Consider the following 26306-nt stretch of genomic DNA (forward strand, 5'->3'; position numbering starts at 1 on the left):
TGTGCGCCGGGTCACACCCAGGCTCAACGATTGCTTACAGCGACGCGGCAGGCGCCAGCCGGCGGTCTACATTGCGGCCGAGGCGGCCCCCTGCCGCCCGAGGGAGACCGCATGAGGAAACACCATCTCGTCGCGACGGTCGCGCTGGCCGTGCTGGGCCTCGCGGCCCCCGTCGCGCACGCCGCCGGCGACGCCACTTCCCGGCCCGTGGCCGGCAAGACCGCCAAGAAGTCGGTGAAGAAGAGCGTCCGGAAAGCCTCCAGGAAGCCGGCGGCGCCGCAGCCGCGGACCGCGTCGGGGACGGCCAGGTCCAAACTCGCGGCGCAGCCGGCCCGAAAGCCGGTCGCCGCCGGCCGGTCGGTGCAGCTGCCGGCGCAGACGATCAGTGCCGCGCAACATCGCACCGACGTGCGCAGCCGCCTCACCAGGCCGGGCGACTACCGGTTCGCACTCCAGCACGACGGCCGCACGCGCACGTACCGGGTGCACGTGCCGCCGGGCCTGGACTTCCACGAGCCGGCGCCGCTGCTGGTGGCGCTGCACGGGGGCGGCGCAGGCGAACAGGCCAATGCCGGCCTGTACGGGCTGGCGCACGAATCGGACCGCCAGCGTTTCGTCACCGTGTTTCCCGACGCCTACAAGGCGCCGGGCAGCCGCGCGGCCTGGAATGGCGCGGACCCGGCGTCCACGGACGACGTGGGCTTCATCGAGAAGGTCGTCGACAACGTGTTCCGGCAGCTGAGCATTTCGCGCCTGGAGATCTATGCCGCCGGCATGGCCGACGGCGGCAGCATGGCGTACCGGCTGGCGTGCGAGCGGCCGCACCTCTTCCGGGCCGTCGCGTCCGTCGGCGGGCCCGACCCGACCACGCAATGCGCACCCGACAAGCCGGTTTCGGTCCTGCACTTCCAGGCGAAGAACGATGCTGCCACGGTGCTGGCGTCGCTCGGCGGGGCCGGCGGCAGCGGCTCGGGCCAGGGCACGCAGGCGGCAGCCGCAACGGCCGCCAAGTGGGCGAAGCTGAACGGTTGCATGGAAGCGCCCCAACGCATCCTGGACATGTCGGGCGCGTATTGCGAGGCGTATTCGTACTGCCGCCAGCAGACCGAGGTGCGCCTGTGCGTGACCGATGGCGGCGGTCCGGCCTGGCCCGGGGCGCCCAAGCCCGGCGCCCGCCCGGCGTCGCACGCGATCTCCGCGACCAGCACGATGTGGGGCTTCTTCAGCAGCCGCTGAAAGGCGGCGCGGCGGCGGTGGATCCCTCCGCAGCGTCTCACCCGAACGGATTGGCCGTCGCGAACCACAGGCCGATGCCGGTGGCGATGATGAAGGCGCCGTCGGTCACTCCCACGGCCAGGAAGAACTTCGTCTGCAGCGCGGGCATCAGTTCGGGCTGGCGCGCGCTGGCTTCGAGCAGCTTCATCGAGGCCAGCCCGATGCCGATGCACGAACCCAGGGCGGGGATGCCGATGAGAAGCGCGACCGCGAGGGGAAGCAGGTTGTTGTCGGTCATGGAACCTCCGCAAGTCAGGATGCGGCCAGTGTGAATGCGGCGCGCGCGCCCGTCGATGACCTGTCAGGTAATCGCTTCGGGCCGGGCGGCGACTGCACGGCGCCGTGTAGCGGCGCGTCACAGGCTTCACGCGCGCTTTGCGCTCGGCGGTCGTCGCTGCAACACGCCGCGCGTTGAATGAGGGAACGGCAGGCTGGCCTGCCGCGGAAGGAGACGGAGTGACTCACCTCAAGGACGCACGAAGCACGCAGTTCCGCTTGTGCTTCCGGTCGCTGTTCGACAGCGGCCGCGGCTATGCCTTTCCCTGCGACAGCGACGGCAGGGTGAACCTCAACGATCTGAGCGAGGGCGCCCGCAACAACTACCTGTATGCCAGGGCGATGGTCGGACGGGAGGTCGCGGCGCCGGCCGTGGAGTTGGTCGAGCTGCACTAGGGCTTTCCCTCTGCGGGCATTCCCTCTGCGGACTTACCCGCAGCGCGGGCCAGCGCTTGATTCACGTCAAGGCCGCCACGGCGCGACGCGTTACGGTCGCCGGTTTTCTTCGCGGGACAGGACCGGCAGCGTGACTTCGTTGGACAGCAAGCTCTTTGCGTGGCAGCGTCTGCAGGTGCAGTGCGACGCCGCCCGCGTCCGCCTCAGGCAGGCCATGGGCAGCCCCACCGACGACCTCGGCATCGCCACCCTCCACGCCGACCTGCAGCGCCTGCAGGACGAGATGGCCGCCCTGCTGGCGGAGATCGACGCCATGCGGCGGCCGCGGTCCGCGCCCGAGCCGGACCACCGCTGAGCGGATTCCACCAGCCCCGGCGCCGCGCGCCGATGACCCGCACGGCGTGACGGCTTTAGGGTGCTGCGGTTTAAAGATGCACGTATGATGCATCTATTCCCGCCACCCGCCCCATTGCCGACCATGCTGCAAGTCGAACAGGAAGCCCCGCTGGTGCAGGCGCTGCAACAGCCGTACCGCCACGGCTTCGTGACGGACATCGAATCCGACAGCCTGCCGCCCGGCCTGGACGAGGACACGATCCGCGCCATCTCGCGGCGCAAGCGCGAGCCGGAATTCCTGCTGCGCTGGCGGCTCGCTGCGTTCGAGCGCTGGCTGGCGATGCCGCAGCCGGACTGGGCGCAACTGCGCATCGAGCCGATCGACTTCCAGGCCCTGTCGTACTACTCGGCGCCGAAGTCGCTCAAGGACGGCCCCAAGAGCCTGGACGAGGTCGATCCCAAGCTGCTGGAGACCTACGAGAAGCTGAACGTGCCGCTGCACGAGCGGGCCCGACTTGCCGGTGTCGCCGTGGATGCGGTGTTCGACAGCGTTTCGGTGGGCACGACGTTCCGTGAACAGCTGGCGGCCGTGGGTGTCGTCTTCTGTTCGTTCTCGCACGCGGTGGAACACCACCCCGAGCTGATCGAGCGCTACCTGGGCACCGTGGTGCCGCCCGGCGACAACTTCTATGCGGCGCTGAACTCCGCCGTGTTCTCCGACGGATCCTTCGTCTACGTACCGCAAGGCGTGCGCTGCCCGATGGAGCTGTCGTCCTATTTCCGCATCAACGCGCGCAACACGGGCCAGTTCGAGCGCACCCTGATCATCGCCGAGGCCGGCAGCCACGTGAGCTACCTGGAAGGCTGCACCGCCCCGCAGCGCGACGAACACCAGTTGCACGCCGCCGTGGTGGAACTGGTCGCGCACGACGACGCCGCGATCAAGTATTCGACGGTGCAGAACTGGTATCCGGGCGACGAACAGGGCCGCGGCGGCATCTACAACTTCGTCACCAAGCGCGGCCTGGCGGCCGGCAAGCGGTCCCGCATCGCCTGGACGCAGATCGAGACCGGATCGGCGATCACGTGGAAATACCCCAGCGTCGTCCTGCGCGGCGATGAGTCCAACGGCGAGTTCCACTCGATCGCGGTGTCGAACCACCGCCAGCAGGCCGACACCGGCACCAAGATGATCCACCTCGGGCGCGACACCACCAGCCGCATCGTGTCCAAGGGCATCAGCGCCGGACATGCCCAGAACAGCTACCGCGGGCTGGTGCGCGTCGCGCCGACGGCCGGCGGCGCGCGCAACCACACACAGTGCGACTCGCTGCTGATCGGCCCGCGCTGCGGCGCGCACACGTTTCCGTATGTCGACGCGGCGCGCGACGACGCGGTCGTCGAACACGAGGCGACCACCACCAGGATTTCCGAGGAGCGCCTCTTCTACTGCCAGCAGCGTGGCATCGCGCCGGAAGAAGCGACGGCGCTGATCGTCGGCGGCTTCTGCCAGGCCGTGCTGGAGGAACTGCCGATGGAGTTCGCGCTGGAAGCCAGGGCATTGCTGGCCGTGTCGCTGGAAGGCGCCGTGGGCTGATGCGCAACGACGAGAGCCAAGGAACCATGATGAACCAATCCCAACCCCTGTTGCAGCTCTCCGGCCTGCGCGTGGACATCGCCGGACGCAACGTGCTCAAGTCGGTTTCGCTCGACATCGACGCCGGCGCGCTGGTCGTGCTGATGGGCGCCAACGGCAGCGGCAAGAGCACGCTGGGCCTCACGCTGGCCGGGCATCCGCGCTACCGCGTCACCGGCGGCGAGGCCCGCCTGGGCGGACAGGACCTGCTGGCCATGAACGTCGAGGAGCGCGCGCGCGCCGGCCTGTTCCTGTCGTTCCAGGCGCCGCCGGACATCCCCGGGGTCAAGAACAACCTGTTCATCCGCAGTGCGGTCAACGCCGTGCGCGAAGCCCGCGGCGAGGCGCCGCTGGACGCATTCGACTTCCTCGGCGATGCGCGCGCGGCCGCCACCCGGCTCGGCCTGCCCGAAGCGATGCTGGGCCGGCCGGTCAACGACGGCTTTTCCGGCGGTGAGCGCAAGCGCAACGAACTGCTGCAACTGGCGCTGCTGCAGCCGAGGCTCGCGATCCTGGACGAGATCGATTCGGGCATGGACGTCGACGGCCTGCGCGCCACCGTGGACCTGGTGCAGTCGCTGCGGGCCAAGGGGACGGCGTTCCTCATCGTCTCGCATTACCTCAACCTGATCGAGTCGCTGGCGCCTGACGCCGTGCTGCGGCTGGAGCAGGGTTGCATCGCCGAGCACGGCGACATCGAGCTGGCGCGCGAGATCGCGCGCAGCGGCTTCGTGCGTGTCTCCGAACCAGCCGTGGCCTGACATGGATAGCGCACGCGCCGACGCCCTCGCCGCCCGCAGCCACCTCGAGCGGGGAGGCTGGATTCCGCGCAACTCGGAGCCGTTCCGGCACCTGCTGCCGCCGCAGGCCAGCGTGTGGCTGGGCGACGAGCCGGACGCCGCCTGCACCGCCTCGCGCCTCGAAGGCGGCTGGCAGCTGCACCCGGTTCCCACCACGCCCGGCGTGAGCGTGGAGGCGCGCTGGCTGGACGCCGCCGATGCCGGCCAACGCCGCGAGCTGCTCGCCGGGCTGCCCTCGCCCGGCGACGGCCCGGCCGCTCCGTACGCCTGGGCCCATCGCGCGCTGGTGCGCGACGGCTTGCGGCTGCGCGTCGGCGGGCAGGCGCGCGGCGACGCGCCCGTGTGGCTCCGCCTGGATCGCCGCCCGGGGGCGGCCGTCGAGGCGCCGTTGCTGGTGATCGAGCTGCTGCCGGGCGCGCGCTGCGTGCTCGTCGAATCGCACGAGCGCGACCTGGCGGCCACCGGCGGCGCCTGCTCGCACGGCACCGTGCAGAACCTGCAGGTGCACGTGCGGCTGGCCGCAGGCGCAACGCTGCAGCACCTGCGGCTGGCGCTGCCGGGCGCGGACGACCACATCGCCCACCACGTGGACGTGCGGCTGGAGCGCGACGCCGTGTACCAGCAGTGCCTGCTCGCCGGCGGCAGCCGCTACCACCTGCAGCGCCTCGCCCTCGACCTGGACGGCGCCCGGGCCTCGGCGCGCGCGGCCAGCGTGCTGCTCGCCGCCGACACCGCGCTGGACCAGCAGGTCCAGGTGCGGCACGCCGCGCCGCACACCCGCAGCAGCATGCACGCGCTGGCGCTTGGCAGCGGCAAGGCGCGCATGGTGGCCAACGCGCACGCGGCGATCGAGCCTGGCTGCGACGAGGCACAGGTGCGCCAGCGCCTGGCCGGCATCCCGACCGGCGGCCAGCCGAAGCTGGTGCTGCGCCCGCATCTCGAGATCCACCACGACCAGGTCCAGGCCTCGCACGGGGCGACCTGGGGCGCGCTGCCGCCCGAGGCGCTTTTCCACGCCCGCCAGCGCGGGCTGGACGAGCGCGCCGCCAAGGCGATGATCCTGCAGGGGCTGGCCGGCGCCGCGTTGGCCGGCGCACTGGGCGAGCAGGGCGTGCTGGAGGAAGCCGCCATCGAGCAGCGCCTCGCGCACGCCGTTGAGCGCCACCTCGCGGCGGAAAGCAGGGAGCCTAGCCATGGGTGACCTCCTCCAGCGCACCACGCTGCCTGGCGTCTTCCCGTGCCTGGCCCAGTCGGTCAACGGCGTGCCGCTGGCCTACCTCGACAACGCCGCGACGACCCACATGCCGCTGGCCGTTCTGGACGCGATGAGCGCCTTCGAAGGCCGGGACCGCTCCAACATCCACCGCGGCGTGCACACCTTGAGCCAGCGCGCCACCGACGCGTTCGAGCAGGCCCGCAGCGACCTCAAGCGCTTCGTCGGCGCCGGCCCCGCGCACGAACTGGTGTTCACGTCCGGCACCACCGACGCGCTGAACATGGTGGCCAACGGACTCGCCCTGGCCGGCGACGGACCGCCCTGGCTGCAGCCGGGCGACGAGATCATCGTCAGCGGGCTGGAGCACCACGCCAACCTGGTACCGTGGCAGCAGGCCGCCCGCCGCAGCGGCGCGCTGCTGCGCGTCCTGCGGCCCGACGCGCAGGGCCGGCTGCACGTCGACGACCTCGCCCGGCTGCTGACGCCGCGCACGATGGTGTTCGCCGTCACGGCGTGCGCCAACGCCACCGGCGAACGCCCGCCATACGAGGAGCTGCTGGCGCTGGCGTCCGAGGCCGGCGCCCTCACGGTGCTGGACGCGGCGCAGGCGGTGGCGCACGAAACGCCGCAGCTGATGGCACTGGCGTGCGACTTCATGGCGTTCTCGGGCCACAAGATGTACGGCCCCATGGGCACCGGCGCACTGGCGGGCCGGCGCAAGTCGCTGGAGCGGCTGACGCCCCTGCGTTTCGGCGGCGACATGGTGGAGCGCGTCGGCGAGCAGGACGCCTCGTTCGCGCCGCTGCCGGCGCGGCTGGAAGGCGGCACGCCCAATGTCGCCGGCGCCGTTGGCCTGGCCGCCGCAGCCGCCTTCATCGAGCAGACCGGCCGCGGCGCGATCGACGCCCACCTGCGCGCGCTGCGGGCGCACGCCGCCAAGGGCCTCGCGGCGCTGGATGGCGTGACGGTCCTCGCACCGCACGCGCACGGATCGGCCATCGTCTCCTTCGTCGCGCGCAACGCCCATCCGCACGACCTGGGGACCTTGCTCGACGAGCGCGGCATCGCGGTGCGCACCGGCCACCACTGCGCCCAGCCGCTGCTCGATCACCTGGGGCTTGGCCCGACGACGCGGGCTTCGTTCGCCATCTACAACACGCACGAGGAAGTGGAGCGCCTGCTCGCGGGGGTGGCGCAGGCGCTGGAGGTGCTGGGATGAACGCCGCCGATCTGCTCTACCAGGAAGTGGTGGTCGAACACAAGCGCGCGCCGCGCCACTTCGGAACACTCGAGGCGCCGACCCACGAGGCGCGCGGCCGCAATCCGCAATGCGGCGACGAGGTCGAGGTGCAACTGCGCGTGGAAGACGGCCGCGTCGCCGACATCGCCTTCCACGGGCAGGGCTGCGCCATCTGCATCGCGTCGTCGTCGATGATGACCGAGGCGGTGCTGGGCCGCGACGTCGGCGCGGCACGCGAGCTGCAGCAGCGCTTCCGCGCGGTGCTGACCGGGCAGGCGGAACCGCAGGCCGAGACCCTTGGCAAACTGGTCAGCCTGTCGGGCGTGTGCCGCTATCCCAGCCGCATCAAGTGCGCCCTGCTCGGCTGGCATGCCTTGATGCACGCGATCGGCGAAGCGTCCGATGCGCCCGACGAGGCGAAGGCGCTGCCATGAGGCGCCAGCGCGAATCCGTCGTCTTTCGCCGCCCGGTCCAGGTGGAGCGGATTCCCGACGGCGGGCGCTTCGAGCTGGATGCCGGAACGCTCGGCGAGATCACGCAGGCGCTCGGCACCAGCTTCACCATTCACGTCGACGGGCGCCTGGTGCGCCTGAAGGGTGCGGACGCCGACGCGATCGGCAAACCCGTACCGCTGGCCCCGGCGGCGGCGGACGATGAGCCGGGCGACCTGCAGGCGCGCATCTGGCGCACGATGAAGACGTGCTACGACCCCGAGATCCCGGTCGACATCGTCGAGCTGGGCCTCATCTACGGCTGCGAGCTGAGCCCGATGGAGGGCGGCCGCACCAGCGTCGCCATCAAGCTCACGCTCACCGCCCCCGGCTGCGGCATGGGCGAGGCGCTGGGCAACGAGGTCGCCGAGAAGGTGCTCGCGATCGAGGAGGTCGGCGAAGTCAGCGTCGACCTCGTGTTCGACCCGCCCTGGGACCGCTCGCGCATGTCCGAAGCGGCCCTGCTGAGCCTGGGCATGTGACGTTCATTCCTTTCTTTTCCGCCGAATTCCAATGACCTTGAAGATCCTGCTGCTGGAGGACGTCCATGCCAGCGCGACGCCGGTGCTCGAGACCATTCCGCGCGCCGAGATCACGCGGCTGCGCCACGCCCCCGACGCCGCCGAATTGAAGGCGCTGCTCGCCGACACCGACGTGCTGGGCCTGCGCTCGCGCACGGCGCTGGACGCGGCCATGCTGGCGCAGGCGCCGCGGCTGCGCGCCGTCGGCGCCTACTGCACGGGCACCAACAACATCGACCTGCAGGCCGCGGCCGAGCGCGGCGTCGCCGTGTTCAACGGTCCGTTCTCCAACACCCGGTCGGTCGCCGAACTGGTGATCGGCCATGCCATCCACCTGCTGCGGCGGGTTCCCGAGCGCCACGCGGCCGCCAGGCGCGGACAATGGTTGAAGGATTCGAAGGGCTCCAACGAGGTCCGCGGCAAGACGCTGGGCATCGTGGGCTACGGCAAGATCGGGACCCAGACCGGGCTGCTCGCCGAGGCGATCGGCATGCGCGTTGTCTTCCACGACGTCGAGGCCAGGCTGCCGCTGGGCAACGCCAGGCCCGCGCCGGACCTCGCCGCGCTGCTGCAGGAGGCGGACGTGGTCACGCTGCACGTGCCGCAGACGCCGCAAACCCGAAACCTGATCGACCGCGAGCGGCTGGCGCAGATGAAGCCGGGGGCCGCGCTGATCAACCTGGCGCGCGGCCACGCCGTCGACATCGCCGCGCTGCACGATGCCTTGCAAGGTGGCCACCTGCGCGGCGCCGCCATCGACGTCTTTCCGGTCGAGCCGGCCTCGGCGTCGCAGCAGTTCGAGTCGCCGCTGCGCGAGCTGGACAACGTGATCCTGACGCCGCATGTCGGCGGCTCCACCGTGGAGGCGCAGCGCAACCTGGGCGTGGAGGTCTCCGAAAAGCTGCGCGACTACCTGACGCTCGGCGCGGTGCGCGGCAGCGTCAACCTGCCCGAGCTCGGCGTGGGCGCCGTGCGCGGCGCGGCACGCCTGGTGCACCTGCACCGCGACCAGCCCGGCGTGATGTCGCATCTCAACGCGGTGCTGGCCGACGCCGGCCTCAACGTCACCCACCTGCACCTGGAGACCGATCGCGGCATCGGCATCGCGGCGGTCGACCTCAACCGCGTGCCGGACGCCGCGACCCTCGCCGCGGTCAGGCGGATCGAAGCCACGCTCGCGACGTTCACGGCCGCACAGGCCGATCCCGACGCGCGAGAACAGATATATTCCGTGCATGTTTGAGCCCCACGCCCCGCGGGGCCACGGGATTGCAGCATTGCCGGAGGCCGCATGCGTCTTGCCGAGTACACCGACTACACCTTGCGCGTGCTGATGTATTGCGCCGCGAATCCGGACCGCCTGATCACCATCGCGGAGATCGCGGAGGCGCACGCCCTGTCGAAGAACCACCTGATGAAGATCGTGAGCGACCTGGCGCGCCAGGGGCTCGTCGAGACCACGCGCGGCCGCGGCGGCGGCATTCGCCTGATCAAGCCCCCATCGCAGATCCGCATCGGCGACGTGGTGCGCGCGTCGGAGACCGACTTCCGGCTGGTCGAGTGCTTCGACCCGGACACCAGCACCTGCTCGATCTCGGCCTCCTGCCGCACGAAGGGCCTGTTCGGCCGCGCGCTGGCCGCGTACTTCCGCGAGCTCGACTCGGCGACCCTCGAGGACATGGTGGCGCCACCGCCCCGGCGCGGCTCGGTGATCCCGATCCGTGCGGCGCGGGCGGCGGCCCCGGCGGCCAGGCCGGGTCGCGCGAAGGGCTGACGCGAACGCACCGTGAAGCGCTCTCCCGAACTGGTGCCGCTGTCGCGGGAACATCACGAAGCCCTGGTGCTTGCGCGGCGCGCCTGCGAGCCGCAGCGCGCCGGCCCCGAGCCGGCGGCCTTGCGCGAGCACGTGCTGCAGCGGTGGGCGGAGCAGTTCGAGCCGCACTTCGCCGTCGAGGAACAGGTGCTGCTGCCGGCGCTCGCCGCCGCCGGCGCCGAGGCGGCTGCGGCGACCGCATGGCGCCAGCACCGCGGCCTGCACGCGCTGATCGCCCTGGTGCGCGCCGGCGACCTGTCGGCACTGCCCCGCTGGGGCGCGGCCATGCGCGAACACGTCCAGTTCGAGGAACGCGAGCTGTTCCCGCTGGCCCAGCGCGAGCTCGATCTCGCGCCGCTCACCGCCGGCCTGTCCCGGCCCGACTGAGGAGTACCACCATGCACGCTGCCGCCTTTCCGGAATTCTTCGCCGCCGCGCCGCGCATCCGGCTGCGCGATCCGCTCGCCGACTTTCTCGGCGCGTCCGCCGACGGCGTCCTCGAATACACATACGCCGACGTCGTGAAGCTGGCCGGCCACTCGTGTCCGACCGTGGCATCCGCCTACCTGATGGTGCGTGCCGCCTTGTACGCGCTCTTTCCCGGTACGGTGCCGGAGCGCGGCGCGGTGCGCGTCGACATGCCGCAGCCGGCGCACGAAGGCGTCAGCGGCGTTATGGGCAACGTGATCGCGTTCGTGACCGGCGCGGCCGGCGAAGGCGGGTTCCACGGGATCGGCAGCCGCTTCGACCGGCGCGACTTGCTGTCGTACGGTGCGTCCAACCTTGGCGACCAGGTGCGCTTTGCCCGGGGTGACACCGGAGCAGCCGTCGGCGTGCAGGCGCGGGCCGAGCGCGTGCCCGGCGACCCGCGCATCCGCGCGCTGATCCCGCGTTGCCTGGCGGGCGTGGCGACGCCCGACGAAGCGCAGCTGTTCCGCAGCCTCTGGCAGGACCGGGTGCGCCGGCTGCTGACCGAGCACGCCGATGATCCCGAGGTGATCGTGGTGACGGCGGCGGACTGACGGCGGCCGCCGTGCCATGCAGCTTGCGCCGCAATTCGTCCGGCGCAAGCGCAGCAACTCCCATGGCTGTGTACGGGACTGTAGGCGACGCCTTGCGCGGATCGCCGAACGCTGCTGATCCCGGCCCGCGGGCTCGCGGCGCACCCTGTACTCACAGTCGCGCATTCTCAAGCGCGGTAAGGAGTAACTCATGAAAGCGTATTACCTACTCGCCCCGCTGGGCCTGGCACTGGCCGGGTGCTCGGTCTACCCCCCGGCGCCGGTGGCCGTGGAACGGGTCTATACCCAGCCGGCGACCGTGGCCGTCACGCCGCCGAGCACCGTGGTGATGGGCGCGCCGCCCAGCCCGCACCTGATCGACAGCGATGCGGACGGCCACGCCAACTCGGTGGACCGCTACCCGTACGACGCGCTGCGCTACTGAGTGCCACCGGGGGCCGCGCCGGGCCGCAGCGCATCCGTGCGGCGGCCCGGCCGCGATGAGTAACAGGTGATGTCAGCCGCCCCGCCCGCCGCCCGTCTGGCGAGAATCGGGCGCATGAGATTGACGTACACGCCGCAGGCCCACCCGGGAACGGAATTCGAAATCGAGGCTGATCGCCATGGCAGCTACGTCATCCGCCTGAACGGAAAGGTGATCAGGCGCGTGACGGCGCTCTCCGATTACGTGGGCAAGCCGAAGTGGGGGAGCCGCAAGCTCGAGGCCGACGCGATCGAAGACGCCAAACGCGACATCGAGGCGCTCGCGGCACGCCCCAGCGAGGTTCGCTGACCGGTCCGCCGCTGCTACGACAGCGTCGCGCCGCCGTGGCTTCGCAGCCGCGCCGCGGCCTCGGCCGCCATGCGCTCGACGATCGTCCCCGCCGGCTCGATCGAGTGGATCACTCCCGCCGCCTCGCCGAACCAGACGGCGGTGTGGTCGGGGTCGCCGGCCTCGAACGCCTGCCGATAGCGCGGGCCTTCCTCGGCGACCGCCGCCTCCAGCGCGTCCTCGCGGCCGTGCCATCGGTCGGTGAACGCGTTGCGGCGGACGCGCGCGGTGAAGCCGCGCGGCCACGGAATCTGCCGGGCGATGTCGGGGACGCGCGTGCGCAGCGTCCCGTCGCCGTCGGTCTCGACGATGGCGCGATGGTGGCGCTCCTTCACCAGCGCCTCGGCCGACGCCCACAACCGCGTTCCCACCAGCACGCCGTCGGCGCCGAGCATCAGGGCGGCCGCGAGGGCGCGGCCGTCGCCGATGCCGCCGGCGGCCAGCAGCAGCGTGCGCGGCGCGTGCTGGGCGAGGTGGTCGGCCGCCTCCGGCACGAAGGCCAGCGTGCCGCGCAAGGCACCGTGCCCGCCCGCCTCCGCGCCCTGCGCGACGACGACGTCCGCGCCGACCTCGACGGCATCCATCACGTGGGCCATGTCCTGGCACTGGCAGATCAGCGTCGCGCCGGCGCCGCGGATTTCGTCGGCGAACGGCCGCGGGTCGCCGAACGACAGCATCACCGCGGCCGGGCGGTGCTTCAGCACGTCGGTCAGCAGCGACGGCGACTTGCGCAGTGACCAGGTGATGAAACCCACGCCCACCCGCGCGCCATCCGCCGCGGCGAACTGCTGCTCGAGCCAGGCCGGGTCGCCGTAGCCGCCGCCGATCAGCCCGAGGCCGCCGGCGCGGCTCACGGCCGCCGCGAGGGCGCCGCCGCCGGCGAACGCCATCGGGGCCGAGACGATCGGGTGGCGCAGGTCGAGGTTGCGGGTCAGGCGGGTGGCGAGTGCGGTCATCGTCGGGTCCACGGGCGTTGCAGGAGACGGACATTGTCGCCAACGCTGGAGGTGAAGCTGTAGTCGCTTTCCCACACCAGGACTCGCCTCGCGCCGACAGCCCGCGGGCGTGCGTCATCCATTGATAGAGGGTTCATCCATTCACGTAAAAGGAAACCGTCATGCACAAGCACCTCACCGCCTTCACGCTCACCCTGGCCGCCGCTTTCGCCGGCAGCGCGTTCGCCGCGGACGGCATGGACAAGGCCGCCTACAAGTCGGCCAAGGACAAGATCGAAGAGCAGGCCAAGGCCGACAAGAAGGCGTGCGAGTCGATGAAGGAAAACGCCAAGGACGTCTGCCAGGCCGAGGCGAAGGCCAAGGAAAAGATCGCCAAGGCCGAACTCGACGCGCAGAACAAGCCCGGTGCCAAGGCCGACGAGAAGGTGCGGATGATGAAGGCCGAGGGCGAGTACGAGGTCGCCAAGGAGAAGTGCGAAGACCAGAAGGGCAAGGAAATGGCGGCCTGCAAGAAGGATGCGAAGGTCGCCTACGACAAGGCCAAGGCCGACGCGCGCCAGGCCACCGCCCCCGCCGCCGCTCCGGCCAAGAAGTCCTGAGCGAGATCTCGCCGCCGCGCTGCGGCCGCAAGCCGCCGGCGGCCGTGCGGCGGCAGCACCATCATCCTCTTGGGCGACCCGCGCCCTCGGGTCGTGCCGCGCGCTGGCGGGCAGCCACTCGCGTCAGGTAAGCCGAGCCACTGTCTTCCCCGGTGAGCGCCGCGACGACCTCGCGGTTGCGCAGGTATTCGGCGCGGACCTGCGCTCGGGTTCGAACCGTTCGTCGGCTCGCCCGCAGTTCGCTTCCGGTGCGCGTCGCATGGTGCCGCGGCGGCCGCACGACGTGGCTCGCCGGGCGGCCATCCGCAGCAGGACTCATCTGACCCCGCGGACCGGCGCGAACCGGCTCGGCGTGTCCGGCTGCATTCAGCTGTGCAGGGCTCGCCGCCGGCCAATCGCTCGAGGATGGCGCAAGCTTGGCTCCGGCGGCCGGAGGGAGCGGCGGGAGCTCGACGGCTGCCACGATCTGTTCGCGTACCGGCTGTGGTACCGCCTTGGGCTGCGGCGGATCACGCGCAGTCCGGTGCCCGATGGCCAGCGACAGGGCGAGGAGCACGACGGCCGTGACCAGGCGCGACCACGAAATGCCGTCGCCGGCGATCACGTCGGCAATCAGGGCCGGCGGTGGCGGTGACTCGCGCATGAAACGTCAGACCATAGACTTGTACGGTGCCTTGGCCCTCGCACAAACTCTGCTGCTGCCGACGAAGACTCCCGGAATCCGCGCCTGCAGCACCATCGTACGCCGTACGCTGCGCGCCGGCCGTGCCCGTCATTCGACGGTCACGCTCTTTGCAAGGTTGCGCGGTTTGTCTACATCCGTGCCCCGGGCGCAGGCGGTGTGATAGGCCAGCAACTGCAGTGGCACCACGTGCAGCAGCGGGCTGAGCGGCCCGTAGTGCTCCGGCATCCGGATCACGTGAATGCCGTCGCTGCTCTCGATGCGCGAGTCGGCGTCGGCGAGCACGTAGAGCACGCCGCCGCGGGCGCGGACTTCCTGCATGTTGCTCTTCAACTTTTCCAGCAACGCGTCGTTCGGCGCAACAGTGACCACCGGCATCTCGTCCGTCACCAGCGCGAGCGGGCCGTGCTTGAGCTCGCCCGCCGCGTAGGCCTCGGCGTGGATGTAGGTGATCTCCTTGAGCTTCAGCGCGCCTTCCAGGGCGATCGGGTAATGCAGGCCGCGTCCGAGGAACAGTGCATGCTCCTTGTTGGCGAAGTCCTCGGCCCAGCTGATCACCTGCGGCTCCAGCGCCAGCACCGCCGCCAGCGCGGCCGGCAGGTGGCGCATGGCCTTCAGGTGGGCCGCTTCCTGCTCCTCGCTCAGACGGCCTTTCACCTGCGCGAGTGCCAGCGTCAGCAGGAACAGCCCGGCAAGCTGGGTCGTGAATGCCTTGGTCGATGCCACGCCGATCTCGACGCCGGCACGCGTGATGTAGGCCAGCTTGCATTCGCGAACCATCGCCGACGTCGCGACGTTGCACACCGTCAGCGTCTTGTTCATTCCCAGGCTCTGCGCGTGGCGCAGCGCGGCCAGCGTGTCGGCCGTCTCGCCGGACTGGCTGATGGTGACGACCAGCGTGCCCGGGTGCGGCACGGTGTCGCGGTAGCGGTACTCGCTGGCGATCTCCACCTGGGTCGGAATCTTCGCGATGCTCTCCAGCCAGTACTTCGCGGTGCAGCCGCTGTAGTAACTGGTGCCGCACGCCAGGATCAGGACCGAGTCGACTTCCTTGAAGACGCGGTGCGCCCCGTCGCCGAACAGCTCCGGCGTGATGCCTTGCACGCCTTCCAGCGTGTCGGCCACCGCGCGCGGCTGCTCGAAGATTTCCTTCTGCATGTAGTGGCGGTACGGACCCAGTTCGGCCGCGCCGCTGTGCGCCTGCACCGTGCGCACCTGGCGCTCCGCCGGCTTGTGCGACCTGTCGACGATCCAGTAGCGCCCCAGTTGCAGGTCGACGAGGTCGCCTTCCTCGAGGTACACGATCTGGTCGGTCACGCCGGCCAGCGCCATGGCGTCGCTGGCCAGGAAGTTCTCGCCGCCTTCCTTGCCCACGCCCAGGATCAGCGGCGAGCCGGCGCGCGCGCCCACCACGCGGTGCGGCTCGTCCTTGCAGAACGCCGCGATGGCGTACGCGCCGTGCAACTGCGAGCTGGCCTCCTTCACCGCCTCGAACAGGTCGCCGTCGTAGACGCTGTCGATCAGGTGGCAGATGACCTCGGTGTCGGTCTGGCTGGCGAAGTGGTAGCCCTTGCGCTGCAGGGCCGCGCGCAACTCCTCGTGGTTCTCGATGATGCCGTTGTGCACGATGGCGATCCGGCCCGCCTTGCCGCCGGCGTCCTTGCCGGGGCCATGGCTGAAGTGCGGGTGCGCGTTGTGGACGGCCGGCGCGCCATGGGTCGCCCAGCGGGTGTGGGCGATACCGGTCGTGCCCGTCACGCTCTCCTGCTGCACCTGCTCCAGCAGCTTGGCCACCCGGTCGGTGCTGCGTGCGCGCTTGAGGCCGTCCGAGTAGACCGCGACACCGCAGGAGTCATAGCCTCGGTATTCCAGCCGCTGCAGGCCCTGCACCAGGATCGGAACGATATCGCGCGTGGAAACGGCGCCGACAATGCCACACATGGAAGACCTCCCTATGGAAGGGAGGGACTGTAGGATCTTGCGATTGAAATATGTCTTCTATTTTCTGCGCTAGATGAATGACTATTTCACCAATGACGCTTCTCGGAATATACTTTCACGGATTGGATGACGCCGGAAGCAATGATTACTCTCGACCAGGTGGACATGGCTCTTTTGGACCAGCTCCAGACCGATGCCTCGCTGAACAACCAGGAGTTGGCCGAGCGTGTCCACGTGTCGCCGCCCACCTGTCTGCGGCGCGTGAAGAGACTGCGGGACGCCGGGCTGATCGAGCGGCAGGTGGCGATCCTGGACTGGAACCGGCTCGCGCCCGAGCTTGGCCACGGGTTGCAGGCGGTGGTGGAGATCACGCTGGACCGCCAGGGAGAGGAGTTCCAGCGCGCCTTCGAGGAGCGGGTCGTGCGCGACGGCGCGGTGCAGCAGTGCTACCGCGTCTCACCCGGCCCGGACTTCATCCTGATCGTGCAGACCCGCGACATGCCCGACTACCTGGCGCTCACCCAGCGGCTGTTCACGAGCGACGCGAACGTGCGCAACGTCAAGACCTTCTTTGCGGTGCGGCGCGCGAAGTTCGACCCGCGGGTTTCGCTGGGCCCGGCCTAGCCTTTGGGCGCCTTCTTCGGCCGCTGCCACCCCTCGATCGCCACCTGCCGGCCGCGCGCCACCGCCAGCGTGCCCGGCGCCGCGTCCTTGGTGATCGTCGAGCCGCCGCCCACCGTCGCGCCGCGCCCGATCTTCACCGGCGCCACCAGCACGCAGTTGCTGCCGATGTGCACGTCGTCCTCGATCACGGTGCGATGCTTGTTGGCGCCGTCGTAATTGGCCGTGATCGAGCCGGCGCCGTAGTTCACGCGCTCGCCGACCACGGCGTCGCCCAGGTAGGCCAGGTGATTGGCCTTGGCGCCACGCGCCAGCGACGAGTTCTTGATCTCGACGAAGTTGCCGACGTGCACGTCCGGGCCCAGGTCGGCGCCGGGCCGCAGGCGGGCGAACGGCCCGACCAGGGCGCCCTCCCCGACCTTGACGCCGCCGCGTTCGCCGTCGATGTGGGTGAACGGGTGGATCACGGCGCCGGCGGCGATGGCGGCATTCGCGATCACGCAGTTGGCGCCGATGCGCACCCCGTCGCCCAGTGACACGTTGCCCTCGAAGACGCAATTGACGTCGATGTCCACGTCCTGCCCACAGTCGAGCTGGCCGCGCACGTCGAACCGCGCCGGGTCGGCCAGCCGCACGCCTTGTTCCATGAGGCGCCGCGCCTGACGCAGCTGGAAGGCGCGTTCGAGCTGCGCCAGTTGCAGCGGGCTGTTGACGCCTTCGACCTGCAGCGGATCCGCGGCCTGGACCGCCACCACCTTGACGCCGTCCTTCACGGCCAGTTGCACGATGTCCGTCAGGTAGTACTCGCCCTGCGCGTTGTCGTTGGTGAGGCGCGACAGCCAGCGCTTGAGCATCGCATTGGGTACCGCCATGAAGCCGGTGTACACCTCGCGGATGCGGCGCTGTTCCTCGCTGGCGTCCTTCTGCTCGACGATCGCGCGCACCGACCCGCCTTGGCGGATGATGCGGCCGTAACCGCTGGGATCCACCATCTCCACGCTCAGCAATGCGAGTTGCTCGGCGTCGCCCTGCTCCAGCAAGCGGCGCAAGGTGGCGGCCTCGATCAGCGGCACGTCGCCGTTGAGGATCAGCGTGGTGCCGTCGTCGGGCAGCAGCGGCAGCGCCTGCTGCACCGCGTGACCGGTGCCCAGTTGCGGCTCCTGGCGCGCGAAGCGCGGCGGCTCGGCCCCACCGGCCTGCGCCCAACCGCTCACCGCCGCCTCGACGTCGGCAGCGCCGTTGCCGGTGATCACCACCACGCGCCGGGCGGCAAGGCTGTGGACCGTGTCCATCACGTGCCGCAGCAACGCACGGCCGGCCAAAGAATGCAACACTTTGGGCAGGCGGCTCTTCATGCGCGTTCCCTTGCCCGCTGCCATGACGACCACATCGATTGCTGACATGCAACTTCCTTCTTGCTGGAGGGCGCCTGCGTTGAGGCTTGCCCGGATTATGGTGCTGCTGACTGTGGCCGCGGGGCTCGCCGCCTGCAGCGCAGTCCGTTTGGGCTACAACACGCTGGGCGACGTCGCGTACTGGTGGCTCGACAGTTACCTGGACTTCACCCCGCAGCAGGCCAGCCGTGTGCGCGAGGACCTGGTGCGGCTGCATCAGTGGCATCGCTCCGAGGAACTGCCACGCTTCGAGCAGATGCTGCAGCGCATGGAGCAGCTGGTGCCGCGCGACGTGACGCCGGAGCAGGCGTGCGGCTTCATGACCGAGTTCCGCGAACGCCTGCTCGCCGTCGCCCGGCAAGCCGAAACGGCCGCCGTGCCGCTGGCAACAGGGCTCGAGCCCGACCAGTTGCTGCACCTCCAGCACAAGTACGAGAAGAACAACGCCGACTACACCAGCGAGTGGGTCCGGCTCGGTCCCGCCGAGCAGAAGGAAAAGCGCTACCGCCAGTTCCTCGACCGCGCCGAGATGATCTACGGCCGCCTGGACGAGCCGCAGCGCCAGGAACTGCGGCGCGACGTCGATCGCTCGATCTTCGATCCGAAGCGCATCCTCACCGAACGCCAGCGGCGCCAGCAGGATGCGCTGCAGACGGTCGGACGCATCGTGCGCGAGCGCGTGGCCTTCGACGAGGCGCGAGTGATGCTGCGCGGCTATGTCGAGCGCGCCCTGACGCCGCCCGGCGCGGCGGCGCGTGCCTACCAGGATGCGCTGGTGACCGAGGGCTGCCGACATTTCGCGATCCTGCACAACAGCACCACCTTGGCGCAGCGCGAAGCCGCGGTGCGCCGGCTGCGTGCCTGGCAGCGCGACCTGCGGGAACTGGCAACCGGCCGATGACGGCCATGTCCGTCGTCTGGCGGCTGGCCTTCGCCACCAGCCTGATCGTGCTGGCCTTTGCCATCGCCGCGCCGGTGCTGGCCATCATCCTTCAGCAGGCGGGACACGGCACGACGACGGTCGGTGCCTTCGCGATGATTCCGTTCCTGATGGTGGCCCTGCTGATTCCGGTGGTGCCGCGCGTGCTCGCCCGCTGGGGCATCGTGCGCGCCTACCGCTGGGGCTGCGTGCTGCAACTGGCGGCGATCCTTGGGTACGCGCTGGGCGACGGGTTGGCCGTCTGGTCGATCGCGGCCGTGTCGGGTGGGATCGGCGCCGCAGCCCTCTGGAACGCCACCGAAGCACTGCTCGCCCGCGAAGCGCCGCCGGAGCGCCGCGGGCGCGTGATGGGGCTGTACCAGACGGGACTTGGCGCGGCGCTGGCGCTCGGCCCGTTCGTGCCGGCGCTGCTCGGCTGGAGCGCCCGGCCCGTGCTGTGGGCCGCCGTGGTGCTGGTGGCCATCTGCTGCGCCATTGCCGTCGCCGTGCCGCGGCATGCGACGACCGAGCCGGCGCCCCACCCGGCCGCCGGCACCTGGCATGCGCTGCGCGCGGCACCGCTGCTGGCGGCGATCGCGTTGATCGGCGGGGTGTTCGAAGCGGGACTTTCGTCGGTCAGCGCCGCGTACGCCTCCGCCACCGGACTGGGGCTGGGTGCCGCCGCCACCGTCGCCGGCGCGATCGGCGTCGGCAGCTTCGCCTGCCAGTACCCCGCGGGCTACGCGGCCGACCACTTCCGGCCCGCCAACGTCTTCGCCGCGGCCGCCCTGCTGCTGTTCGCCGCCAGCGTGGCAGTGGCCTTCGCTGGCGTCGCGCCATGGCTGTTGTGGGCGGCGGGCGTGGTGTGGGGCGGGGTCGGAGGAGCGCTCTACACGCTCACCATGGTGCAGGTGGCGCACCAGTTCGACGGCCGCGCCACGGCGGGCGGCGCGGCAGCCATGATCACCGGGTACACCGCCGGGGGCACCGTCGGTCCGCTGGCCAGCGGGACGGCGCTCGATTTCGCCGGCGTCGGCGGGCTGGCCGCGACTCTGGGGCTGCTGGCCCTGGTGGCCTTGTGGGCGGCGCTGCGTCTGGAGGAACCGCGCCCCCGCTGATCAGCGCTCGCCCTTCGAGTGCGACTTGCCTTCGCGCTCGGCGGACTCCATGTCGCGCGCTTCCTGGTCGGAACGCGGCTTGGCCTTCTCGGCGTCGGCGTCGACGTCGGCCTTCTTCAGGTAGTCCTTGATGTTCTTCTGGTAGTCGCGCGTCGCCTCGTAACTGCCTTCCCCCATGTCCTGCTGGCCGGACTCGGCGCCGGGCTTGCGCTGCAAGTCGCTCGAGCCCGACTGCTGCTGTTCGAGGTCGGAGTCGCGCTCGGGTTGCTGCTGGAGGATGCGTGGCGTCTTGTCGGAAGGCATGGCTGGCTCCTGTTCACGGGTCGGCGAGAGGGGCAGCTTAGGAGTGGGAGCACAGCCGTTTTGTCGTCCGTGGCCCGCCGGAGATGTAGTCGTGCGCCTACGCAGAAGAACGCCAGATGAAATGTCGAGGGACCTGCGCTTTCCCGTGCGCCCGTACGTGCGGATGTCCGATTTCAAGCCTGCAAGGAGGCCCACATCTCCTTGTCCCGCTCGGCGGTCCAGATCCGCGGGTTCTTGATGCCGCGCGCCTCGTCGTAGGCCCGGCTCACGTCGAACGGCAGGCAGTGCTCGTAGATGAACACCTGGCCGAAGATCGGGTCCATGGCCTTGCGCGTGTGCGCCATCGCCGCCTTCAGGTCCATGTCCGCCGCGGCCGCTTCCCGCGCGCAGCGGTACAGCGTCTCCACCCAGCGCTTCGTGTAATCCAGCGCCTCGTTCACCTTCGCCGAGCCGCGCATGGCGGGGCCGCGCCCCGGCACCAGCGCCTGCGCGCCCAGCGCGCGCAGCGCCTCGAGCGTCGCGGGCCATTCCTCGAGATGGGCATCGCCGGTGTACACGCCGGCGTTGTATTCCACCAGGTCGCCCGAAAAGAGCACCTGCTCCGCGCCGACCCAGGCAATCGTGTCGCCGCGCGTATGGCCCGGCCCCGGATGCCACACCTGGACCTGCACGCCGCCCAGGTCCAGCGTCAGCCGGCCCGGCACCTCACCCTTGGTCGGGTCGCCGCCGCCGATCACCAGCGTCGGCCAGGTGAGGCCGGGCACCGATTCGGCGTTGCGGAACAGGCGCGGGAAGCGCTCCATCTCCGACTGCATGTCTTCCTTGCCGCGCTCGGCAATGAGCTCGTACGTGCCCTGGCTGGCGATGATCTCGGTCGCCCCTTCGGCGGCATATGCGCTGGCGCCGAGCACCCGCACCGCGTGGTAGTGCGTGAGCAACACGTACTTGATCGGCTTGTCGCTGACGGTGCGGATGCGCGCGATGAGGTCGCGGGCCATCGCCGGCGTCGCCGTGGCATCGCTGACCATGATGAACCGGTCGCCGACGATCACGCCCGAATTCGGGTCGCCCTCGGCGGTATAGGCCCAGCAATGCGGACTCAGCTGCTCGAAGGTGATCTTCTTGTCGGCCAGGTCGGCCTGGCTCGCGAATGCCTTGGACATATGCCACTCCCGTTGCGCCCCGGCGGGGCACACGCATGGTACTCAAGGCGCCGCCGGTCAGGCGGCCTGCGCCAGCCAGGCCACGGCGCGCGCGGCCACTTCGTCCAGCGGCAGGCTGGCATCCACCGACAGCACACCCGCCTCGCCGGACGGGTGCTCCAGCGCCTCGAACTGGCTGGCGACCAGGCTGGGCGGATAGAAGTGGCCGTCGCGCGCCGCCACCCGCTGCAGCGCCTGTTCCTGCGTGAGCGCCAGGTGGACGAAGCGCAGCGACCGCACGAAGCCCCGCAGCCGGTCGCGATACGAACGCTTGAGCGCCGAGCAGGTCAGCACGGCGCCGCCGGGGCGGGCCTGCAGTTCCTGGCCCAGCCGGTCGAGCCAGCCGGCGCGGTCCTCGTCCTGCAAGGCGATGCCGCGCCTCATCTTCTCGATGTTGGCCGGCGGGTGGAATTCGTCGCCTTCGACCAGCGGCAGGCCGGTGGACCGGGCGATCCGCTGCCCCACCGCCGACTTGCCGCACCCGGCCACGCCCATGACCACCACGAACAGGCCGGTCATGGCGCCGGGCCGGGGTTGGTGACCGGGCCCGCGGGCCTCCTCAAATGACTTCTCTGCCGGCATCCGCCCGATTATGCGGGCGCCCTCCCGTGAGCGCCGGCTACCTGCGCAAGACGCCTCGCCAGCGCCCGGATCGCCCGGCCCAGCCCCGCCGCGGACGCATCGCAGTCTGCCGCCCTAGCCTCCAGAGCCACGGCACCAGCGGGGTCGGCGACCGGCCGCCATTCGATCTGCGCTTCCTGCCCGTTCCTGGCCGCCTCCAGCACGAGCCGCTCGCCGGGCCGCAGCATGATCATCTCGCCGGCCTCCAGCACGTAGTCGCCACGGTCGTTGCCGGGTCCGGGGTGCGGCCCGTCGAAGGTGGCCCACACGCCGCCACGCACGACCCGCACCAAGCCGGCCCGCGCCGACTTCAGGCTCCACGCGTGCCCAGGCGCCAGGCGCCACGGACCCGCGGGGGGACAGGTTGTCGATGTGAATTGGACATTGGTGTCTGCCACGGCTTCGCTCCCGATGATGTCCTGGATGATGGACGCGCCGGGGTTGGCGGTCCAATGAATTCGAGTTAGGCTATTGATGTTCTACGGGCATCAATCATCGTGCGAAATTCGTCTCCCCTGCGAACCCGGCCGGTGTCGGCCGGGGCCTTGCGGACCTTCGAAGCCGTGGCACGGCACCTGAACTTCCGCGCCGCCGCCGCGGAACTGGCGCTGACGCAGCCGGCGGTCAGCCGCCAGATCCAGGCGCTGGAGGACGAGGTCGGGGTACGACTGTTCCTGCGCCACACCCGCGCCGTGGAACTGACCGGCGCCGGCGCCCTGCTGCTGGGCGCGGTGACGCACGCCCTCCCGCGCATCGATGCCGCCGTGCGGCAGGTCCGCCAGACCGCCGGCCGGCGCATCGTGGCCCTGAGCACCTTTGCGTCCTTCGCCTCGCTGTGGCTCATTCCGCGCATGGAACAGTTCCAGCGTGACCACCCGGACATCGACATCCGCATCGATGCGACTGACACCCCGGTGGACATGGACGTCGCGGACGTGGACCTGGCGCTGCGCCACGGACCGGACGCCACCATGCCGCCCGGTGCGACCCGCCTGTTCGGCGAGGAAGTGACGCCGCTGGCCAGCCCCTGGCTGCTGCGCAGCGCGGCGCCGCTGCGCGACGCTCGGGATCTGCTGCGGTTCGCGCTGATCGAGGATGCGCTGGTGGGGCGGCAGGAATGGCTGACCTGGCGCCACTGGTTCGACCAGCACGGCTTCGCCGCGCTCCAGCCGAAACGCTGGCTCTATTTCAACTACAGCTACCAGATGGTGCAGGCGGCGCTGAGCGGCCAGGGGATCGTGCTGGCACGGCTGCCGCTGGTGGCCGAGAACGTGGCGCGCGGCGAACTGGTGGAGGTGCTCCCGGGCCTGCGCATCGTCTCGCCCTGGGCGTACTGGCTGGTACCGGGCCCGCGAGCCAGGCCGCGTCCCGAGATCGAGGCCTTCGGCGCCTGGCTGCTGGCGCAGGCGGAGGTGACGCGGCACGCCACCGGCGAAGCGGCGGCCTCAGTCTCCGCCGAGCCGCCTCAAGGAGACTGAAGCCCCCTCCAGGGCGCAGCGAACGCCAGCGAGCGTGGGCGCCATGTCAGCGGATCGGCCAGACCACGCCCTGGTCGTTGAGGATGGCGTCCAGCGGCACGTCGTGCGGCTCCGGCTCGAAGTCCATCACGAAGTCCTGCGTGAAACCGAGCCCCACGGTGTACGGCTTCGGCTCGAGCGCGGTGAGCGTGCGGTCGTAGAACCCGCCGCCGTAGCCGAGGCGGTAGCCGCCCGACCCGTAGCCCACGCATGGCACGAACAGCAGCGTCGGCACGATCACTTCGGTCTCCTTCGGCTTCGGGATCCCGAAAGCGTCTTCTTCCATCGGGCAACCGGGGAACCATGCGTGGAACTTCAGCGTCCCACGCAGCTTGTCCACCACCGGCAGGCCGATGCGGCGCAACTGCGGCTCCTCCAGCAGTTCGCCGTCTTCCTTCCAGCGGTGCAGCGCCGGCAGCGGATCGAACTCGCCCTTGATCGGCCAGTAGGCGCCGATCACGGTGTCGCTGCGGTTGACGAGCCAGATGCGCATCACCCGCTGCAGCATCTCGCAGCGGCGCAGGCGGTCGGGCATGGCCAGCCGGCGCTGCACGAGCTGGGCGCGCAGGGCCTTTTTTTGTTGTGACTTGTCCATAATGCCCCGAATGATGTTGCGAAAGATTCTGACACTGATCCTGGCGCTCCTCGTCAGCGGCGCGCAGGCGCAGGTCCGGGGCGGGGACGAACAGATCCTGGAGATGCAGCAGGCCTTCCGGCAGGGCAACAAGGGCAAGCTGGCGCAACTGCTGCCGCAGGTCCGGGGCCACGTACTGGAGCCGTGGGCCGCGTACTGGGAGCTGAGAAGCCGCCTGGAGTCCGCCTCCAGCGCGGAGATCCAGGAATTTCTCACGCGCTACGCCGGAACCTACCAGGAGGACCGGTTGCGCAACGACTGGCTGCTGCTGCTCGGCCAGGTCCGCGACTGGAACACCTTCGCCGCCGAATATCCGAAGTACCGGATGAAGGACGACCGCGAGGTGCGCTGCTACGGCCTGTATGCCACGCAGTTGCGCGGCGGCGCGCCGGCGCCGGGCGTGGCGGAGGAAGTGCGGCGCCTGTGGCTCTCGCAGCGCGACGCCGACGACGGCTGCACGTTCGCCATGTCGCAACTGGTCCAGGCGCCGGGTCCCCATCGGCAGGCGGTGCAGGACGTCTGGATCAAGGCCCGGATGGCAGTGGACGCGAACCGGCCGCGCGCCGCCGCGGCGGCCGTGGAACTGGCCGCGCCGGACGCCTTGCCGCAACTGGCCGAATTGAATGCCAGCCCGGCACGCTACCTCGCGAGCCGGGTCTTCGCCGCGTCCCGCGCGCGCAAGGAGATGGTGGTGCTCGCCTTGCTGCGCATGGCGGCATCCGACCTCGACGTCGCAGCCACGCAGCTGGAGAGCAAGTGGGGGCCCCAGCTCTCGCCGGAGGAGCGCAACTGGGTCTGGGGCGCCATCGCCAGGCGGGCCGCGCAGCGCGTCGGCACCGGCGCGGACGCCCTCGCGTTCTATGCCAAGGTGACGCGCGACCAGGACCTCAGCGACGACATGCTGGCGTGGAAGGCGCGCGCCGCCTTGCGCGCCAGCCGCGGCCCCGAGTGGCGCCAGCTGCTGGCGGCGATCAACGCCATGAGCGAGGAAGCACGCCGCGAGCCGGCGTGGGTCTACTGGCGCGGCCGCGCGCTGCAGGCCCAGGGCGGCGACGAGCGGCTGGCGCAGGCGCGCGAGCTGTGGCAGTCGATCGCCTCGGTGCGCGGCTTCTACGAGCAGCTCTCGCTGGAGGAGCTGGGGAACAAGGTCACCGTGCCGGCGCGGCCCGAGCCGCCGACGGCGCAGGAGAAGGAGGCGGCGCGCCAACACCCCGGCCTGGCGCGGGCCATGCACGCGATCGGCATCGGCCTGCGCTCCGAAGGCGTGCGCGAGTGGAACTACTCGACCAACCTGGCCACGCCCGGCGGCATGGGCGAGCGCGAGCTGCTGGCCGCCGCGCAGCTGGCCTGCGAGCGCGAGGTATGGGACCGCTGCATCAACACCAGCGAGCGCACCGCCACCGCGTTCGACGCGGAGCAGCGCTTTCCGATGCCGCACCGTGACGCCGTGGTGCGGCGCAGCCAGGAGATCGGGCTCGATGCGGCCTACGTCTACGGCCTGATCCGCCAGGAAAGCCGCTTCATCACCGACGCCCGGTCGCACGTCGGCGCGTCCGGGCTGATGCAGGTGATGCCGGCAACGGCGCGCTGGACGGCGCGCAAGATCGGCATGGCGAACTTCACCACCGACAAGCTCAACGACCGCGACACCAACATCGCCATCGGCACCGGTTACCTGAAGCTGGTGCTGGACGACTTCGGCGGCTCGATGCCGCTGGCGGCGGCGGCCTACAACGCGGGACCGGGCCGGTCGCGCACCTGGCGCAACGGGCCGGTGATGGACGCCGCGGCCTGGGCCGAGAACGTGCCGTTCACCGAGACGCGCGACTACGTCAAGAAGGTGCTTGCCAACACCACGATGTACGCGGCGATCCTGACCGGCCAGCCGCAGTCGCTCAAGGCGCGGCTCGGCAGCGTCGGCCCGCGCGACGCGCGGCTGCCGGAAATCAACACCGACCTGCCCTGA

Annotated in this window: 31 protein-coding genes; 21 read left to right on the forward strand and 10 right to left on the reverse strand. The window is 70.6% G+C overall.

Features of this window, described 5'->3' with window-relative positions; translation table 11 throughout:
• Nucleotides 1–111: 111 nt before the first annotated feature.
• Nucleotides 112–1236 (forward strand): CE1 family esterase, encoded by a 1125-nt coding sequence (locus RAMLITH_RS12065; RefSeq protein ID WP_168107645.1) that lies wholly within the window; start codon nucleotides 112–114, stop codon nucleotides 1234–1236.
• A gap of 37 nt (nucleotides 1237–1273) precedes the next feature.
• Here the strand turns inward: RAMLITH_RS12065 and atpE are convergent, their stop codons facing one another.
• Nucleotides 1274–1513 carry a F0F1 ATP synthase subunit C gene (gene atpE / locus RAMLITH_RS12070; protein WP_168107646.1) on the reverse strand — a complete coding sequence of 80 codons (240 nt, stop codon included), beginning with the start codon at nucleotides 1511–1513 and terminating at the stop codon, nucleotides 1274–1276.
• A gap of 218 nt (nucleotides 1514–1731) precedes the next feature.
• Here atpE and RAMLITH_RS12075 point away from each other — a divergent pair, with 218 nt between their 5' ends.
• The 14 genes from RAMLITH_RS12075 to RAMLITH_RS12140 all read left to right on the forward strand — a co-directional run bounded on the left by RAMLITH_RS12075 (nucleotide 1732) and on the right by RAMLITH_RS12140 (nucleotide 11794).
• Complete coding sequence (locus RAMLITH_RS12075; RefSeq protein WP_168107647.1) at nucleotides 1732–1947, forward strand: hypothetical protein; 216 nt, start codon at nucleotides 1732–1734, stop codon at nucleotides 1945–1947.
• 130 nt (nucleotides 1948–2077) lie between these two features.
• Nucleotides 2078–2302, forward strand: a complete 225-nt coding sequence (locus tag RAMLITH_RS12080) for a hypothetical protein (protein ID WP_168107648.1) — start codon at nucleotides 2078–2080, stop codon at nucleotides 2300–2302.
• A 123-nt stretch (nucleotides 2303–2425) separates the two neighbouring features.
• Entirely contained in the window at nucleotides 2426–3880 is a 1455-nt protein-coding gene (gene sufB / locus RAMLITH_RS12085; RefSeq protein WP_168107649.1) for a Fe-S cluster assembly protein SufB, read from the forward strand.
• A gap of 29 nt (nucleotides 3881–3909) precedes the next feature.
• Nucleotides 3910–4680 (forward strand): Fe-S cluster assembly ATPase SufC, encoded by a 771-nt coding sequence (sufC, locus tag RAMLITH_RS12090; protein WP_168107650.1) that lies wholly within the window; start codon nucleotides 3910–3912, stop codon nucleotides 4678–4680.
• 1 nt (nucleotide 4681) lies between these two features.
• Nucleotides 4682–5920: a SufD family Fe-S cluster assembly protein gene (locus tag RAMLITH_RS12095; protein WP_168107651.1), complete on the forward strand. Its 1239-nt coding sequence runs from the start codon at nucleotides 4682–4684 to the stop codon at nucleotides 5918–5920.
• The gene (locus RAMLITH_RS12100; protein WP_168107652.1) at nucleotides 5913–7154 is read left to right on the forward strand and encodes an aminotransferase class V-fold PLP-dependent enzyme; all 1242 of its coding nucleotides are present in this window, start codon (nucleotides 5913–5915) and stop codon (nucleotides 7152–7154) included. Before RAMLITH_RS12095 ends, RAMLITH_RS12100 begins: the two co-directional genes overlap by 8 nt.
• Complete coding sequence (sufU, locus tag RAMLITH_RS12105) at nucleotides 7151–7609, forward strand: Fe-S cluster assembly sulfur transfer protein SufU (protein WP_168107653.1); 459 nt, start codon at nucleotides 7151–7153, stop codon at nucleotides 7607–7609. Before RAMLITH_RS12100 ends, sufU begins: the two co-directional genes overlap by 4 nt.
• A complete protein-coding gene (gene sufT / locus RAMLITH_RS12110) occupies nucleotides 7606–8148 on the forward strand; it encodes a putative Fe-S cluster assembly protein SufT (protein WP_168107654.1) in 543 nt (180 codons plus the stop codon). Before sufU ends, sufT begins: the two co-directional genes overlap by 4 nt.
• 31 nt (nucleotides 8149–8179) lie before the next feature.
• Nucleotides 8180–9430 carry a phosphoglycerate dehydrogenase gene (serA, locus tag RAMLITH_RS12115; protein WP_168107655.1) on the forward strand — a complete coding sequence of 417 codons (1251 nt, stop codon included), beginning with the start codon at nucleotides 8180–8182 and terminating at the stop codon, nucleotides 9428–9430.
• Between the two features lie 48 nt (nucleotides 9431–9478).
• On the forward strand, nucleotides 9479–9961 hold the full coding sequence (locus tag RAMLITH_RS12120; RefSeq protein WP_168107656.1) for an RrF2 family transcriptional regulator: 483 nt from the start codon (nucleotides 9479–9481) through the stop codon (nucleotides 9959–9961).
• 12 nt (nucleotides 9962–9973) lie between these two features.
• On the forward strand, nucleotides 9974–10387 hold the full coding sequence (locus RAMLITH_RS12125; RefSeq protein WP_168107657.1) for a hemerythrin domain-containing protein: 414 nt from the start codon (nucleotides 9974–9976) through the stop codon (nucleotides 10385–10387).
• Nucleotides 10388–10398: 11 nt separating this feature from the next.
• Nucleotides 10399–11022 carry a hypothetical protein gene (locus RAMLITH_RS12130; protein WP_168107658.1) on the forward strand — a complete coding sequence of 208 codons (624 nt, stop codon included), beginning with the start codon at nucleotides 10399–10401 and terminating at the stop codon, nucleotides 11020–11022.
• 190 nt (nucleotides 11023–11212) lie between these two features.
• Entirely contained in the window at nucleotides 11213–11446 is a 234-nt protein-coding gene (locus tag RAMLITH_RS12135) for a hypothetical protein (RefSeq protein WP_168107659.1), read from the forward strand.
• Nucleotides 11447–11560: 114 nt separating this feature from the next.
• Nucleotides 11561–11794, forward strand: a complete 234-nt coding sequence (locus RAMLITH_RS12140; RefSeq protein ID WP_168107660.1) for a hypothetical protein — start codon at nucleotides 11561–11563, stop codon at nucleotides 11792–11794.
• A gap of 14 nt (nucleotides 11795–11808) precedes the next feature.
• Here the strand turns inward: RAMLITH_RS12140 and RAMLITH_RS12145 are convergent, their stop codons facing one another.
• Entirely contained in the window at nucleotides 11809–12864 is a 1056-nt protein-coding gene (locus tag RAMLITH_RS12145; protein ID WP_337786142.1) for an NAD(P)H-dependent flavin oxidoreductase, read from the reverse strand.
• Nucleotides 12865–12950: 86 nt separating this feature from the next.
• On the opposite strand from RAMLITH_RS12145, the gene RAMLITH_RS12150 reads away from it, so the two are divergent.
• On the forward strand, nucleotides 12951–13388 hold the full coding sequence (locus RAMLITH_RS12150) for a hypothetical protein (RefSeq protein WP_168107662.1): 438 nt from the start codon (nucleotides 12951–12953) through the stop codon (nucleotides 13386–13388).
• A gap of 61 nt (nucleotides 13389–13449) precedes the next feature.
• Here RAMLITH_RS12150 and RAMLITH_RS12155 read toward each other — a convergent pair whose 3' ends face one another.
• Both RAMLITH_RS12155 and glmS read right to left on the reverse strand, forming a co-directional pair.
• Complete coding sequence (locus RAMLITH_RS12155; RefSeq protein ID WP_168107663.1) at nucleotides 13450–14031, reverse strand: hypothetical protein; 582 nt, start codon at nucleotides 14029–14031, stop codon at nucleotides 13450–13452.
• Nucleotides 14032–14160: 129 nt separating this feature from the next.
• Nucleotides 14161–16011, reverse strand: coding sequence for a glutamine--fructose-6-phosphate transaminase (isomerizing) (gene glmS / locus RAMLITH_RS12160; RefSeq protein ID WP_168107664.1), 1851 nt, complete (start codon nucleotides 16009–16011; stop codon nucleotides 14161–14163).
• 141 nt (nucleotides 16012–16152) lie between these two features.
• Between glmS and RAMLITH_RS12165 the strand changes: the two genes are divergently transcribed.
• Nucleotides 16153–16635, forward strand: a complete 483-nt coding sequence (locus RAMLITH_RS12165) for an Lrp/AsnC family transcriptional regulator (RefSeq protein WP_168107665.1) — start codon at nucleotides 16153–16155, stop codon at nucleotides 16633–16635.
• Here the strand turns inward: RAMLITH_RS12165 and glmU are convergent.
• Nucleotides 16632–18035, reverse strand: coding sequence for a bifunctional UDP-N-acetylglucosamine diphosphorylase/glucosamine-1-phosphate N-acetyltransferase GlmU (gene glmU / locus RAMLITH_RS12170; RefSeq protein ID WP_168107666.1), 1404 nt, complete (start codon nucleotides 18033–18035; stop codon nucleotides 16632–16634). The two genes, RAMLITH_RS12165 and glmU, sit on opposite strands and share 4 nt — an antisense overlap.
• Before the next feature lie 49 nt (nucleotides 18036–18084).
• On the opposite strand from glmU, the gene RAMLITH_RS12175 reads away from it, so the two are divergent.
• Together RAMLITH_RS12175 and RAMLITH_RS12180 are read left to right on the forward strand one after the other, a co-directional pair.
• A complete protein-coding gene (locus RAMLITH_RS12175; RefSeq protein WP_238344139.1) occupies nucleotides 18085–18927 on the forward strand; it encodes a DUF6279 family lipoprotein in 843 nt (280 codons plus the stop codon).
• Nucleotides 18924–20063, forward strand: a complete 1140-nt coding sequence (locus RAMLITH_RS12180) for an MFS transporter (RefSeq protein ID WP_168107668.1) — start codon at nucleotides 18924–18926, stop codon at nucleotides 20061–20063. Before RAMLITH_RS12175 ends, RAMLITH_RS12180 begins: the two co-directional genes overlap by 4 nt.
• Here the strand turns inward: RAMLITH_RS12180 and RAMLITH_RS12185 are convergent, their stop codons facing one another.
• The 4 genes from RAMLITH_RS12185 to RAMLITH_RS12200 form a co-directional block, all read right to left on the reverse strand.
• The gene (locus tag RAMLITH_RS12185; protein WP_168107669.1) at nucleotides 20064–20366 is read right to left on the reverse strand and encodes a hypothetical protein; all 303 of its coding nucleotides are present in this window, start codon (nucleotides 20364–20366) and stop codon (nucleotides 20064–20066) included.
• 173 nt (nucleotides 20367–20539) lie between these two features.
• On the reverse strand, nucleotides 20540–21529 hold the full coding sequence (locus RAMLITH_RS12190) for an MBL fold metallo-hydrolase (RefSeq protein WP_168107670.1): 990 nt from the start codon (nucleotides 21527–21529) through the stop codon (nucleotides 20540–20542).
• 57 nt (nucleotides 21530–21586) lie between these two features.
• On the reverse strand, nucleotides 21587–22087 hold the full coding sequence (locus RAMLITH_RS12195) for a gluconokinase (protein ID WP_168107671.1): 501 nt from the start codon (nucleotides 22085–22087) through the stop codon (nucleotides 21587–21589).
• 71 nt (nucleotides 22088–22158) lie between these two features.
• The gene (locus RAMLITH_RS12200; protein WP_168107672.1) at nucleotides 22159–22587 is read right to left on the reverse strand and encodes a DUF2917 domain-containing protein; all 429 of its coding nucleotides are present in this window, start codon (nucleotides 22585–22587) and stop codon (nucleotides 22159–22161) included.
• Nucleotides 22588–22683: 96 nt separating this feature from the next.
• Here RAMLITH_RS12200 and RAMLITH_RS12205 point away from each other — a divergent pair, with 96 nt between their 5' ends.
• Nucleotides 22684–23667: a LysR substrate-binding domain-containing protein gene (locus tag RAMLITH_RS12205; protein WP_168107749.1), complete on the forward strand. Its 984-nt coding sequence runs from the start codon at nucleotides 22684–22686 to the stop codon at nucleotides 23665–23667.
• 46 nt (nucleotides 23668–23713) lie between these two features.
• Here RAMLITH_RS12205 and RAMLITH_RS12210 read toward each other — a convergent pair whose 3' ends face one another.
• Nucleotides 23714–24301, reverse strand: a complete 588-nt coding sequence (locus tag RAMLITH_RS12210) for a 5-formyltetrahydrofolate cyclo-ligase (protein ID WP_168107673.1) — start codon at nucleotides 24299–24301, stop codon at nucleotides 23714–23716.
• 10 nt (nucleotides 24302–24311) lie between these two features.
• Between RAMLITH_RS12210 and RAMLITH_RS12215 the strand changes: the two genes are divergently transcribed.
• A complete protein-coding gene (locus RAMLITH_RS12215) occupies nucleotides 24312–26306 on the forward strand; it encodes a lytic transglycosylase domain-containing protein (RefSeq protein ID WP_168107674.1) in 1995 nt (664 codons plus the stop codon).

Origin of the sequence: Ramlibacter lithotrophicus (assembly GCF_012184415.1) — a bacterium.
GTDB classification, from domain to species: domain Bacteria; phylum Pseudomonadota; class Gammaproteobacteria; order Burkholderiales; family Burkholderiaceae_C; genus Ramlibacter; species Ramlibacter lithotrophicus.